This is a genomic window from Caulobacter sp. FWC2 (assembly GCF_002742625.1).
Lineage (GTDB): Bacteria > Pseudomonadota > Alphaproteobacteria > Caulobacterales > Caulobacteraceae > Caulobacter.
This window is the reverse complement of record NZ_PEBF01000001.1, coordinates 1,912,487-1,925,902: the sequence shown is the minus strand read 5'-3', so window position 1 is coordinate 1,925,902 and position 13,416 is coordinate 1,912,487. Positions and strand designations below refer to the sequence as shown.

General features: G+C 67.4%; 12 protein-coding genes and 1 tRNA gene. 5 read left to right on the top strand and 8 right to left on the bottom strand.

All coding sequences use genetic code 11. The features are described from left to right. Positions 1 to 26 precede the first annotated feature (26 nt). Positions 27 to 1,811, bottom strand: coding sequence for an autotransporter assembly complex family protein (locus CSW62_RS09400; protein ID WP_099577142.1), 1,785 nt, complete (start codon positions 1,809 to 1,811; stop codon positions 27 to 29). 256 nt (positions 1,812 to 2,067) lie between these two features. Here CSW62_RS09400 and CSW62_RS09395 point away from each other — a divergent pair, with 256 nt between their 5' ends. From CSW62_RS09395 to CSW62_RS09385, 3 genes are all read left to right on the top strand, one after another. Next, positions 2,068 to 3,591 (top strand): circularly permuted type 2 ATP-grasp protein, encoded by a 1,524-nt coding sequence (locus CSW62_RS09395; protein WP_099582226.1) that lies wholly within the window; start codon positions 2,068 to 2,070, stop codon positions 3,589 to 3,591. Further along, positions 3,588 to 4,535 (top strand): alpha-E domain-containing protein, encoded by a 948-nt coding sequence (locus CSW62_RS09390; protein WP_099577140.1) that lies wholly within the window; start codon positions 3,588 to 3,590, stop codon positions 4,533 to 4,535. Before CSW62_RS09395 ends, CSW62_RS09390 begins: the two co-directional genes overlap by 4 nt. A gap of 72 nt (positions 4,536 to 4,607) precedes the next feature. Beyond that, positions 4,608 to 5,585, top strand: coding sequence for a transglutaminase family protein (locus CSW62_RS09385; protein WP_099577138.1), 978 nt, complete (start codon positions 4,608 to 4,610; stop codon positions 5,583 to 5,585). Position 5,586: 1 nt separating this feature from the next. Here CSW62_RS09385 and CSW62_RS09380 read toward each other — a convergent pair whose 3' ends face one another. From CSW62_RS09380 to CSW62_RS09360, 5 genes are all read right to left on the bottom strand, one after another. Then, positions 5,587 to 5,943, bottom strand: a complete 357-nt coding sequence (locus CSW62_RS09380) for a PilZ domain-containing protein (RefSeq protein ID WP_099577136.1) — start codon at positions 5,941 to 5,943, stop codon at positions 5,587 to 5,589. A 107-nt stretch (positions 5,944 to 6,050) separates the two neighbouring features. Beyond that, positions 6,051 to 7,070, bottom strand: a complete 1,020-nt coding sequence (locus tag CSW62_RS09375; protein WP_099577134.1) for a sulfate/molybdate ABC transporter ATP-binding protein — start codon at positions 7,068 to 7,070, stop codon at positions 6,051 to 6,053. A gap of 16 nt (positions 7,071 to 7,086) precedes the next feature. After that, positions 7,087 to 7,938, bottom strand: a complete 852-nt coding sequence (cysW, locus tag CSW62_RS09370; protein ID WP_099577132.1) for a sulfate ABC transporter permease subunit CysW — start codon at positions 7,936 to 7,938, stop codon at positions 7,087 to 7,089. Then, entirely contained in the window at positions 7,938 to 8,810 is an 873-nt protein-coding gene (gene cysT, locus CSW62_RS09365) for a sulfate ABC transporter permease subunit CysT (RefSeq protein WP_099582225.1), read from the bottom strand. The genes cysW and cysT overlap by 1 nt, the downstream gene beginning before the upstream one ends. A gap of 288 nt (positions 8,811 to 9,098) precedes the next feature. Then, positions 9,099 to 9,173 (bottom strand) — tRNA-Lys (locus CSW62_RS09360). Positions 9,174 to 9,300: 127 nt separating this feature from the next. Between CSW62_RS09360 and CSW62_RS09355 the strand changes: the two genes are divergently transcribed. Then, complete coding sequence (locus CSW62_RS09355) at positions 9,301 to 10,038, top strand: hypothetical protein (RefSeq protein WP_099577130.1); 738 nt, start codon at positions 9,301 to 9,303, stop codon at positions 10,036 to 10,038. 23 nt (positions 10,039 to 10,061) lie between these two features. Here the strand turns inward: CSW62_RS09355 and tgt are convergent, their stop codons facing one another. Together tgt and queA are read right to left on the bottom strand one after the other, a co-directional pair. Beyond that, positions 10,062 to 11,177 carry a tRNA guanosine(34) transglycosylase Tgt gene (gene tgt, locus CSW62_RS09350; RefSeq protein WP_099577128.1) on the bottom strand — a complete coding sequence of 372 codons (1,116 nt, stop codon included), beginning with the start codon at positions 11,175 to 11,177 and terminating at the stop codon, positions 10,062 to 10,064. 2 nt (positions 11,178 to 11,179) lie between these two features. After that, a complete protein-coding gene (queA, locus tag CSW62_RS09345) occupies positions 11,180 to 12,277 on the bottom strand; it encodes a tRNA preQ1(34) S-adenosylmethionine ribosyltransferase-isomerase QueA (RefSeq protein ID WP_099577126.1) in 1,098 nt (365 codons plus the stop codon). Between the two features lie 124 nt (positions 12,278 to 12,401). Between queA and CSW62_RS09340 the strand changes: the two genes are divergently transcribed. After that, on the top strand, positions 12,402 to 13,385 hold the full coding sequence (locus CSW62_RS09340) for an endonuclease/exonuclease/phosphatase family protein (protein WP_099577124.1): 984 nt from the start codon (positions 12,402 to 12,404) through the stop codon (positions 13,383 to 13,385). The last annotated feature ends 31 nt before the right edge of the window (positions 13,386 to 13,416 follow it).

Below are 13,416 nucleotides of genomic sequence, written 5' to 3'. Positions count from 1 at the left end.
CAGGTCGGGCTTGTCGTGCTCGCCGCTCAAAAGCTTTGCCCGATGCTGAGATAGACCTGGAAGGCGGGGTCGCCCTTGCGCCGGCCCATGGGCACGGCGACGTCGGCGCGGATCGGGCCAAAGCCAAGGTCGTAGCGAACGCCCAGACCGGCGCCGGCTCGGAAGTCCTCGCGCTGCGGCGTGTTGTGCGTGCCGATCGCCCCGGTGTCGATAAAGGCCACGCCGCTCCACTTCGAGGTGATCTTCTGGCGCAGCTCGACGGATGTCTCCACAAGGGAGATGCCGCCCTGGGGCGTGTTATCCGCCAGGCGCGGGCCGATAGCCTGATAGGCGTAGCCGCGCACCGAACCCCCGCCGCCCGCATAGAAGCGCCGCGACGCCGGCACATCCAGGACGCCGCCGCCCACGATCGCGCCCAGCTTCAAGCGACCGGCCAGCACGGTGCTGGCCTGCTTCCCGAACGGGATATAGGCCGAGCCCTGCGTGGTCAGCTTCAGATAGGGCACGGTGGTGTCGCCGAGCACGTAGGTCGGCTCGCCTCGGGCCTCCAGGCGCCAACCGCGCTTGGGGTCGAGGATGTTGTCCGAGAAGTCCCAGGCATAGGCCGCCAAACCCGCGAAGGTCGCCAGGTTCAGCTTACGGCCCGCCACCGCCCCGTCGCGGTTCACCTGCTCCTTGGTCTGGGAGATATCCAGCGAGACGCCGAAGGTGCGATAGGCCGTCGTCTGCCGCCGCTTGGTCAGGTCCACCCCCACCGTGGCGCCGGTTTCGTTGTAGGCGTCGGTGTCGTTGCGGAACACTGCGCTGTTCAGCTTCAACGTCTGCTGCGGCCTTCGCCAATGCGGCAGCGACAACTCCGCGCCCAAGCGCTGTTCCAGCTTGGCGAAGCGCAGGGCGTAGGTCGTGGTGTCGGCGCGCTTGAGGCGGTTGTAGCGGATCCACCGCGCGTCAACGCCCGCGCCCTCGCTGGTCGAGTAGCCCGCGCCCAGTTCTATGGTCCGCGCCTTGCGATCGGCCAGGGTGACGACAACGGGCCGATAGCCCTCGGCCGTGGCCTTGTCGGTTCCGGCCAGCGACACCGAGATCGAGTCGTAGACGCTGGTGTCGCGCAGGCGACGCTCCAGCTCGGCCACGTCCTCGGGATCATAGACGTCGCCGGACGCCCATGGCGCCAGACGGCTGACCCAGGCGGGGTTGGTGCGCCCCTCGGTCACGACCTGAACGCCATCAAGATGCACGAGTTCGCCGGCCGCGATCTTGAAGGCCGGCCTGACCGTGTGGTCGGCGTGGTCGACGACGACCTCGCGCGGCTCGGCGGCCGCGTCGGCATAGCCCAGCTTGGCGACTTGGGCGACGACACGGCCTTCGGCGCCCACGACATCGGCGGAACGGCCAGGCTCGCCCTCGGTCAGGCGCATGGCCGTGGCGGCGCGCTGACGGGTGCCTTCGTCGGGCGGCGCGCCGGACCAGTCGATGCGCGGGTCGGCGATCAGGAAGACGGGACCGGGCGTGATCTTGACCACCGCGCGCGGCGGATCGCCGTCCAGCACGTCGGGCTCGACGGTGTAGCCGTAGTAGCCCTCGGCGCGCAGAACGGCGATGGAATCCTCGCCGGCCTGACGGGCGCGGCGACGCGCTTCGGCCCGGCTTTGGGCGGAAGTCTTGGATTGGGTCAGGGCGCGCTGGATCGCGTCGCGCAAATATTTGTCTTCGACGCCTTGGATCTGGGCCATCGGCTCATCGGCAAGCGCGGCCGAGGCGATCAGCCAAGTCACCGCCGTCAACGCCAGGGTAGTCCGCCCAAGCACCAAATCACGTTCCCCGCGCGAAGCGCCCCCGGCCCTGCTGTAGTCCGGGGTCGCGCCTGTGTCACGACAGGAAATGCAACGACATGGTGCGAGCGGCGCTTCTCAAATCAGGCGAATGGCGCCCAAATGATAAGCAGTCATGCGCATCCACGTGGCGGACGTCGAATCCGGCGCGCATGGTGGTCGCGACACTCTAGAGTCGGAGATGGCGCGATCTCACCGGTCCGCGCCCAAGGTTATGAGAAACGTGGACAAAAGCGTGGCGGCGAAGACCCAGACCCTCGATGATGCACCGACCCTGCCCATGACGGAGGCGGCTTACCTGCCGGGGATCGCCTACGACGAGATGTTCACGCCCGAGGGCGAGGTCCGGCCGCACTACGATCCGCTGCATGGGCGCATGTCGACCCTGGGCGCGGAGGAGCTGGCGGGCCGCCAGCGGACGCTGGAGCGCTCGTTCCTGCTGCAGGGCATCACCTTTACGGTCTACGGCGCGGACAACACCACCGAGCGGGTGATGCCGACCGACCTCTTCCCGCGCATCATCCCCGCTGACGAGTGGAAGCGGATCGAGGCAGGCCTGGCCCAGAGGCTGCAGGCGCTGAACCTGTTCCTGGCCGACATCTATGGCGACCAGCAGATCCTGATGGACGGCGTCGTGCCGCGCGAACTGGTGCTGGGCGCGCCGTCTTATCGTCGCGAGATGCAGCACGTCTATGTGCCGCACAAGGCCTACGCCAATGTCTGCGGCAGCGACCTGATCCGCTGCCAGGACGGCCAGTTCGCGGTGCTGGAGGACAATCTGCGCGTCCCATCCGGTGTGTCTTACATGCTGGCCAATCGCGACGCGGCTAAGCGCACCTTCCCCGGCACCTATCGCGCCGCGGGCGTCCGGCCGGTCGAGCGCTATCCCGACCTTTTGCTGGCCACTCTGAAGAGCATGGCCGCAGACTGGCGCGGCGACCCCCAGGTCGTGGTGCTGACGCCGGGCGTCTACAACAGCGCCTATTACGAGCATGCCTATCTGGCCCGTCTGATGGGCGTGCCGCTGGTCGAGGGCCGCGACCTCGTGGTCCACGAGAACATGGTCTACATGCGCACCACGACCGGCATCCGCCGCGTGGATGTGATCTATCGCCGGGTAGACGACGACTTCATCGATCCCCTCACCTTCCGGCGCGACAGTTCGTTGGGCGCGGCCGGCCTGTTCAACGCCTATCGTGCGGGCAACGTGGTGATCTGTAACGCCCCCGGCACCGGCGTCGCCGACGACAAGGCCGTCTACGCCTACGTCCCCGAGATCATCCGCTACTATCTGGGCGAGGACGCCATCCTGCCGAACATCGAGACCTTCCTCTGCCGCGAACCCCGGCAGATGGGCCACGTGCTCGAAAATCTGGACAAGTACGTGGTCAAGGCCGTCGGGGCCTCAGGCGGCTACGGCATGCTGGTTGGCCCGCACGCCAGCCAGAAGGAACGGGACGCCTTCGCTCAGGCGATCAAGGCCGATCCGGACAACTATATCGCCCAGCCGACCATCCAGCTGTCGACCGCGCCCTGCCTGGTCGACGGCCGCATCGAGCCGCGTCACGTCGACTTGCGCCCCTTCATCCTGTCCGGCGAGAAGACCATCGTCACGCCGGGCGCTCTGACCCGCGTGGCGCTGAAGCGCGGCTCGCTGGTGGTCAATTCCAGCCAGGGCGGCGGCTCCAAGGACACCTGGGTGCTGGCCGAGGAGAACGCCCACACCAATGGCGCCGGCAATGGGAGCGTCCGCCCATGATGTTGGCTCGCGTCGCCGACAGCCTCTACTGGCTGGGCCGATATATCGAACGGGCCGAGCACCTCTCGCGCCTGTCCAGCGTCATGATGAACGCGACCCTGGACCAGACCGACTCCGGCGCGCACGCGGTGCGGATCGCCATGGCCGCCGTGGGCGATCCCGCCGACGGCGTGGACATCGGCTCGTTCGAAGCCGCCGAAGCGCTCGTTCTGGATCGCAGCGACACCAATTCAGTCGTCTCGTCCCTGGCCCGGGCCCGCGAGAACGCCCGCCAGGTCCGCGACCAGATCACCACCGAGACCTGGGAGCGGCTGAACCTGCTCTATCTGAAGGTCACCGACGTGAACGCCGGCAAGGAGTTCTCGGACGGCTCGGCCAACTTCCTGCACGACGTCATCGCCGACCTGCACCTGTTCAAGGGCGCGGCCGACACCACCATGAGCCACGGCGAAAGCTGGCGGTTCATGATGCTGGGCATCTACATGGAGCGCGCCCAGCTGGTCTCGCGCCTTCTGGAGGTGTGTTTCGCCGAGAGCCCCGTCCACGGCCATGTCGACGACCACGTGGCCCTGGTCAGCGTGCTGCGCATGGCCTGCGCCCTGGAGCCATACCTGCGGGTCTACACCGCCGAGATCGAGCCGCGGCACATCCTGGAATTCCTGGTTTTCGACGAGGACTTCCCCCGCTCGATCCGCTTCGCCACCGCCCAGATCGAGCAGCACCTTTCGGCCATGGCCCGCAACGCCTTCACCGGCGAGCGCCCCGGCCCGGAACGCCTGGCCGGTCGCCTCAAGGCCCGCCTTCAGTTTGCCGATGTCGACGAGCTGGAGGCTGTCGGGGCCGGCCCGCTGCTGACCACCGTCGTCAACGAGTGCGCGCGCATCCACGAAGCGATCTACGAGACCTTCGTGGCCTATCCGCTCGAAACGCGCCTTCCGGCCTAGGATTCTGAGCGTGACAGCCGAAAGTGTCAGCGGTTTCGGCGCCCGTCACGCGACCAAGTAAGGACTTTTTCCGTGCTGCTCGAAATCCGTCACGTCACCCAGTACCACTACGAGAAGCCTGTCCGGGAAAGCCTGATGGAGCTGTGGATGCAGCCCCAGAAGACCGCCCGCCAGCGGCTCGTCAGCTTCGAACTGGACCTGGAGCCGGCAGCCCAGGTGTTCTCCTACGCCGACAGTTTCGGCAACGCCGTCTACCACTTCGACGTGCCCCAGCCGCACGACAAGCTGACCATCGTCGCCCGCTCGGCGGTCGAGACCGAGCCGACGGGCGACCGGCCCGACCACCTGGACATGGGCGAGTGGGACCGCCTGCGCAGTGAATTCGTGCGTGGCGAGTGCTTCGATTTCCTGCGTCCGCACGGCTTCGTGCAAACCACCGACGCCCTGCGGACCTTCATCGCCGAGAACGACCTGGACGCCCTCCGGCGCAAGGATCCGCTGACGGCTGTTCGCACGCTGTCGGAAACCATCTACCGCGCGTTCGAATACCAGCCTGGCGTGACCGACGCCGACAGCCCGATCGATCTGGCCCTGAGCGCCGGACGCGGGGTCTGCCAGGACTTCGCCCACATCATGCTGGCCATCTGCCGCGAGTGGGGCGTCCCGGCCCGCTACGTGTCGGGCTACCTGTTCACCGACCGCGACGCGGGCGACCGCTCGGACCCGGACGCCACCCACGCCTGGGTCGAGGTTTTTCTGCCCAGCCTGCGCTGGGTCGGCCTGGACCCGACCAACAACATGATGACCAGCGAGCGCCACGTCGGCGTCGCGGTCGGCCGCGACTATGCCGACGTCACGCCGTCACGCGGGGTCTACAAGGGCGATGCGGAAAGTCAGTTGGCCGTGGGTGTCACCGTCCGCCGCGCCCGCGCCGCCCTGGCCGAGCCGGAGTTCCTGCGCATGGCCCGCCCAAGCTTCGCCGGCGGTCGCCGCCGTCCGGACGCCGTGCTGAAGCAGGAGCTGCACCAGCAGCAGCAACAGCAGCAGTGATCTACTGAAGGTTTTCGGGCGGCAGGTTGGCCGCGAAACGGCGGGCGATATCCAGTGCGCCCGCCGCGCCCCCAGCGCGGGGACCCATGCGTTCGGTCTGCAGGAACTGCACGCCGATCTCGGCGCCCGATCGCCAGACGACATGGGCCAGATGCACTCGGCGGCCGCCCGCGTCGACGAAGACAAACTTGTCAGGCGGTGAGGCGATGCCGGCGGTCGACAGGCGCGCGCCTTTTTCAGCCACGTCCAGCAACGAGCACTTCCACGAGCGCGGATCATCGACGATGTAGATCTTGCGCGCCGCGGGCATCCGGGCATGTGCGCGGCGCTCAGCGCCCGAGGGCTCGACCATGACCATGCAACCTTAGAACTCCCGTCGAGTCGTCGACGACCTTAGCGCAGACGACGGCGCCACGCGCCAGCGTTGAACGCCGTTCATCCGATCTCGGTCTAACGGGCAGAAACTTAGGCAGCGTAAACGTGAGCCTTGCGGGCGGTGATCTTTACCGTGCCCTGGAACCGGGACGCCTCGGCGCGCGAGGCGCTGATCTCGATCGGCCGACCATCGAGAGCGGTGGCGTTGACCGTGGTCAGGGCCCCCTGCACGTGGGCGCGCTCGACCCGCACCTCGAAGCCAGCATCGTCCAGCACGAAGTCGTGCGGCCGGACATAGGCCGTCGCCGAGCCCTCGCGGACGCCTCCGGCCGGCAGGCTCAGCACGCCCGCATTGAACTGCCCGCCGCCAACCTGCCCCTCGAAGCAGTTGGCCTCGCCGACGAAGCCGCAGACGAAGGCGGTCTCGGGCTGGTCGTGGACCTGGTCGGGCGTGCCGATCTGTTCGATCGAACCTTTGTTCAGGATGGCCACGCGATCCGCCAGCTCGAGGGCCTCTTCCTGGTCGTGGGTGACGAAGATGGTGGTCACACCCGTGGCGTCATGCACGCGGCGCAGCTCCTTGCGCAGCGACTTGCGGACCGTGGCGTCCAGAGCGCCGAACGGCTCGTCCAGCAGCAGCACGCTGGGCTGTACCGCCAGCGCCCGCGACAAGGCCACGCGTTGACGCTGGCCGCCCGACAGCTGCGAAGGGTAGCGCCCGCCCAGGCCATCCAGCTCGACCAACTTCAGCAGCTCTTCGACGCGACGCGCGATTTCGTCCTTGGAGGGCCTGTCCTTGCCCTTCCGGACGTCGAGGCCGAACGCGATATTCTTGGCCACGGTCATGTGCTTGAACAGCGCGTACTGCTGGAAGACGAAGCCCACGCGACGATCGGCGGCCGAGGCGAAGGTCACGTCCGCGCCATCGAACAGCACCTGGCCAGCGTCGGGGAATTCGAGGCCCGCGATCGTGCGGAGCAGCGTCGTCTTGCCCGAGCCCGAAGGCCCCAGCAGGGCGAGGAGTTCGCCGTCGGCGATCTCGAGATCGACCTTGCTGAGCGCCGGATAACGTCCGAACTGCTTGTCGACGGAGCGGATGGAGATGGTCATGTGGCCGTTGGTCCGTTCAGTGTCCGCCGCGGCGGCGCACGCCGGGCTGCGCGGCCTCGACCGCCGTCTTCAGCACCAGGGTCACCACGGCCAGCAGGCAAAGCAAGGCCGCGACGGCGAAGGCGCCGACGAAGTCATACTCGTTGTAGAGGATCTCGACGTGCAGCGGCATGGTGTTGGTCAGGCCGCGAATGTGGCCGCTGACCACCGAGACCGCGCCGAACTCACCCATGGCGCGGGCGTTGCACAGCAGCACGCCGTACATCAGGCCCCAGCGCACGTTGGGCGCGGTCACCCGCCAGAAGGTCGTCAGGCCGCCCGCCCCCATCGAAACCGCGGCCTCCTCCTCGGCGGTCCCTTGCTCCTGCATCAGCGGGATCAGCTCGCGGGCCACGAACGGAAAGGTCACGAAGACGGTCGCCAGCACGATGCCGGGCACGGCGAAGATGATCTTGATGTCGTTGTCGACCAGATAGTCGCCGAACCAGCCCTGCAGACCGAAGATCAGCACGTAGATCAAGCCCGCCACCACCGGCGAAACCGAAAACGGCAGGTCGATCAGCGTGATCAGCAGCGCCTTGCCCCTGAAGTCGTGCTTGGCGATCGCCCAACTCGCGCAGAGCCCGAAGGCCGCATTGAACGGCACCGCGATCGCCGCGGTGATCAGCGTCAGCTTCACGGCCGCCAGAGCGTCGGCGTTGTTGATCGCCAGCAGCGCGGCGTCGAGGCCCTTGCGCAGCGCCTCGGCGAACACGGCGGCCAGCGGCAGGATCAGGACCAGCGCCAGGAAGGCCATGACCGTCCCGATCACCAGGACCTTGGCCCAGAGAGGATCGTCCGTCGCCTTGCGGTGCTTCACGGCGCTCATCAGTCGAACCTCCGCGCCCAGGCCTGGATGGCGTTGATGACCAGCAGCATCGTGAACGAGACCGTCAGCATCACCACCGCGATGGTGGCGGCGCGCGCATATTCGAACTGCTCAAGTTGGATGATGATCAGCAGCGGCGCGATCTCGGACTTGTAGGGCATGTTGCCGGCGATGAAGATCACCGAGCCGTACTCCCCGACCCCGCGCGCGAAGGCCATGGCGAAACCGGTCAGCCACGCGGGCGCCAGGGCCGGAAGGACGATCCTCAGGATGGTGTCGATCCGGTTCGCGCCCAGACTGGCGGCCGCCTCCTCGACGTCCTCGGCCGCATCGCGCAACACCGGCTCGATGGTGCGGACCACGAATGGCAGGCCGATGAAGATCAGGGCGATGGTCACGCCGACAGGGTTATAGGCCGCCTTGACGCCCAGCGGCGTCAGGAACTGCCCGACCCAGCCATTGGGCGAATAGAGCGTCGCCAGGGCGATGCCCGCCACGGCTGTCGGCAGGGCGAACGGCAGGTCGACCAGGGCGTTGACCAGGGTCTTGCCGGGAAAGTCGTAGCGCACCAGCGCCCAGGCGGTCAGTACGCCGAACACGCCGTTGACCACGGCTGCTACGAACGCCGCGCCGAAGCTCAGACGGTAGGCGGCCAACGATCGCTGCGACGTCGCCACCGCCCAGAACTCGGCGGGCGACTGTTGCGCGGCCTTCAGGACGACTGCGCTAAGAGGAATCAGGACGATCAGCGACAGCACAGTCAGCGTCACGCCCATCGTCAGGCCAAAGCCCGGAATGGCGGACCGCCGACGGAAAAGCGATCGCCGGTTCTGCGGCGCGGGTAGCCGGCGGGCGGCGGTCTCGGCGGTCATCGTCTGATCGTCGTCCAGGGTCCGGGCTCGCCACATGGCTCTAGGCAAAGGCTGAACGCGCGGAGCCACGTCGGGGTCCGGCGGCGTCGTTGAAACTGAGCCGCTTAAATCTCTACCTCAATCGTGGGGCAAACGAGAAACCCCGGTTTGGGGCGCAGAAAAACTGGCGCAACATCCGCAAGGGCGCTCGCGTCGAGATCTCAAGATCTACAACCGCACGAGTCCTACAGTGGTCGGTGATCGGCGCGTTCAACGCCGAAGACCTCTGCGGGATCAGAGGCTTGGAAATGGTAGGCCGGGTGGGGTTCGAACCCACGACCATTCGATTAAAAGTCGAATGCTCTACCACTGAGCTACCGGCCCGCTAACGTCCGGCGGGAGCCGGTTGGAAGCGGCGCGGACCATAGGCGGGGGACTTCCGTGTCGCAAGCATGGTTTCGCCGTTTTTCCGATGGATGACGGCAAAGCTGTGGGCGGGTTAGGGTGAGTCATGCGTGCAACCTTGCTTTTGGCGGTCTTTTGCGGCGCGGCGCTGGCTGGAACGGCCAATGCGCGTCAGCGACAAGAGGCGCCGCCACTGCTGGGCGCCCCGCCCTCATCCCAGGACTCGCCCGTCGAGCCGACCGACGACGGACGAATCAGATCGACCTCGGAAGCCAACCGCGACGGAATCACCGGCGCCATGAGCGCGCCGCTGCGTGACGTGAATATCGTCCGCACCAAGATTCCGCGCGTGCTGCTTGAGGCGATGGACGATCCCTACCAGCGCCCCGCCAGAGCCGACTGCGCCAGCCTGATCAGTCTGGTCCAACCGTTGGACGTCGCCCTGGGCGAGGACATCGACCGCAATCCGCCCACCGAGAACGAGGACCTGATGGATCGCGGGCGCAAGGCGGCCGGCGGCGCGGCCCTGGGCGCGGTGGCCAGCGCGGCTCAGGACATGATTCCAATGCGCGGCTGGGTGCGGAAATTGTCCGGAGCCGAGCGCCATGACCGTCTGGTGCAGAGCGCCGTGGCCTCGGGCGCCGTGCGTCGAGCCTATCTGAAGGGCCTGGGCGAAGCGCGCGGCTGCAATCCGCCAGCCACGCCACAGCACAAGCCACCGGCCGCGCCCGTAGTCGTCGATCCTGGCATGCCGCCGCCGCGGGATCCCTACGGCCCGCGCAAGCCCCGGTTCCCGATCGTCAAGGAAGAGGCGCCCACGGTTCCGCAAGGCCCCAGAGACTAGGCTTCAGAGCCTGAACCGGGCGGCTAGCCTTCGCTCAGGTGGCGGGCGCGGAAGTCGCGGCGGAACTGTTCGAAGCGCGCTTCGGCGATCGCGGCGCGCATGGCCGCCGTCAGCGCCTGGAAGAACGCGATGTTGTGCCAGGACAGCAGCACCTGACCCAGGATCTCCTCGGCCTTGAAAAGGTGGCGCAGATAGGCTTTCGAATAGTCCCGGCTGGCCGGGCAGTCGCTGTTCGGGTCGAGCGGCGACTCGTCCTCGGCGAACTTGGCGTTCTTCAGGTTGATGGCGCCATCCCAGGTCCAGGCCTGACCATGCCGGCCCGAGCGGGTGGGCAGCACGCAGTCGAACATGTCCACGCCGCGCGCCACAGCCTCGACCAGGTCGATCGGCTTGCCGACGCCCATCAGGTAGCGCGGACGATCCTGCGGCAACAGGCCGGGCGCGTAGTCCAGCACCTCGCACATGGCCTCGTGCCCTTCGCCCACGGCGAGTCCACCGATCGCGTAGCCGTCGAAGCCGATCTCGCGCAGGCGGTCCGACGACTCGCGGCGCAGGTTTTCGAAGGTCGAGCCCTGCTGGATGCCGAACAGCACCTGGCTGTTGCGGGACCCGAAGGCGTCCTTGGAGCGCTGGGCCCAGCGGGCAGACAGCTCCATGCCCTTGCGCGCCCTGGCCTCCTCGGCCGGCCAGGCGACGCACTCGTCCAACTGCATGACGATGTCGCTGCCCAGCAGGTCGGCCTGGATCTCGATCGAGCGCTCGGGGGTCAGCACGTGCTTGGACCCGTCGACGTGGCTGGAGAAGGTCACCGCCTCCTCGGTCAGCTTGCTGATCCCCGACAGGCTCATGACCTGGAAGCCGCCGCTGTCGGTCAGGATCGGCTTGTCCCAGCGCATGAACTTGTGCAGGCCGCCCAGGCGCGCCACCCGCTCGGCCGAGGGCCGCAGCATCAGGTGATAGGTGTTGCCTAGGATGATGTCGGCCCCGGTGTCCTTGACCTGATCGACGGTCATGGCCTTGACGGTCGCGGCGGTGCCCACCGGCATGAAGGCCGGCGTGCGGATGTCGCCACGCGGCGTCTTCAGGACGCCGGTGCGCGCCTTACCGTCGGTGGCGTTGATCTCGAAGGGAAACGCCATGCTCAAGTCTCGTTCCTGAACAGCAGGCTGCCATCCCCGTAGGAATAGAAGCGATAGCCCGTCGATATGGCGTGTTCGTAGGCCGCGCGCATGGTCGCCGATCCGGCGAAGGCGCTGACCAGCATGAACAGGGTCGACTTGGGCAGGTGGAAGTTGGTCATCAGTACGTCGGCGGCGCGGAAGCGGTAGCCGGGCGTGATGAAGATGGCCGTCTCGTCGGCGAACGGCCGCACAATTCCGTCTTCGCCCGTAGCGCTCTCCAGCAGGCGCAGCGAGGTGGTGCCAACGCAGACGATGCGGCCGCCGGCGGCGTGGACGGCATTCAAAGCGTCGGCGACCTGCGCCGTCACCTCGCCAAACTCGGCGTGCATCTTGTGCTCGGAGACGTCGTCGGTCTTGACGGGCAGGAAGGTGCCGGCCCCCACATGCAGGGTCACGAAGTGCAGGGAGACGCCCTTGGCCTTCAGAGCCTCGAGCAGTTGCGGGGTAAAGTGCAAGCCTGCGGTGGGGGCGGCGACCGAACCGTCCTCGCGGGCGTAGACGGTCTGGTAGTCGGCGCGATCCCGCTCGTCCTCGCCCCGCTTGGCGGCAATGTAGGGCGGCAGCGGCATGTCTCCGTGCTTGGCGATGCCGATATCGAGATTGGGACCGGAGACGTCGAAGGCTAGCACGACCTCCCCACCCTCATGCTTTTCAGCGACGACGGCGTCCAGGCGATCGCCTTCGCAGGCGCGATCCTCATTCGCGCCAAACGCCACGCGGTCACCGACCTTCAGCCGTTTGCCAGGGCGCATGAAGGCGCTCCAGCGGTTCGGCGAAACGCGGCGGTGCAGGGTCGCTTCGACGGCCACGGGCGTGCCGTCGGCTCCACCGGTCGTGCGGCCCTCGCGCAGGCCGGACAGGCGCGCGGGGATCACGCGGGTGTCGTTGAACACCAGGGCGTCGCCCGGACGCAGGAAGTCTGGCAGCTCGCGGACGACGTGGTCGGCGAAGTCCTCGCCCGGGCGGACCACCAGCAGGCGCGCGGCGTCGCGCGGCTCGGCCGGACGCAGGGCGATATGGTCTTCGGGCAGGTCGAAATCGAAGTCGGAAAGGCGCATGGGCGGGCTTCAAGCGCACGATGGATCGACAAGGTCAAGACATAGGCCGTTTCGAACGCGGGTTCTCCTATCCTCCAGCGGGTAGAGCGAAGCATCGGCAGCGGAGCCGTGCTATGGGCGATCCATGCGTCTGATCGTTCAGCTCTCAAGCCTTCTTGTCCGCGGCACGGCCTTAATGCTGGGCCTAGTGGGTCTCGGCATGGCGGCCGTTTGCCTGGGCGGCGCCTTCAGCGACAAGTTGGACGCCTTCACCCACGCCGCGCCGCTGTGGCTGGCGATGGGGATCGGCGCGGTCGTGCTGGGCGGCGTCTTCGCGCGTGGCGGCGAGCGCTGGGTGATGGTCGGACTGGGCGTCGCCACGCTGCTGGCCTGCTCGGTGCTGATGCTTCCCGAACTGTGGGCTTCGTGGCGCTTCAAGCCGTCGACGCCGGCGGCCAGCGACCTCAAGATCGTGCAGTTCAACATCTGGCACGAAAACCGGACGCCGGAGAAAAGCCTCGGTTGGATCCTGGCTCAGGACGCCGACGTGGTGATCCTTGAGGAAGGCGGCGGTGACGCTTGGTCGGCCATCAGGGCTCTGAGGACCGCCTATCCGTTCTCTTCCTGCGACAAGGCCGCCAAGTGTGAGACCTGGATCTTCTCACGCAAGAAGATGATCGCGCGCGGCGGCATGCCTCTCGATCGGCCTTACCTCTCCGGCGCGTGGGCGACCCTGGCCGACGCCAAGGGCCCCTTCACCATCATGGGCGTTCACTACACCTGGCCTGTGCCGCCCGGCCTGCAGCAGGCGCAAAGCCGAAAGCTGGTCAAGTTCGCCAGCGGGTTCGACAGGAAGAGCACGATCGTTACGGGCGACTTCAACTCGACGCCTTGGTCCTTCACCCTGAGGCGCCAGGACAAGGCCCTGGGCCTGCGTCGCTGGACCCGCGCCATGCCTTCGTGGCCGGCCAGCAAGTTCTCGCGGGTCATGGTCGCCCCCGCCCCGTTCCTGCCGATCGACCATGTCTATGCCGGCAGCGAGTGGTACGCGGTGAACGTCGAGCGCGGCCCCGCCGTGGGCTCGGACCACCGGCCGGTCGTTATCACCCTGCGCCGCAACCCAAACTAGAAACGGCCCCGGACGAGGTCCGAGGCCGTTC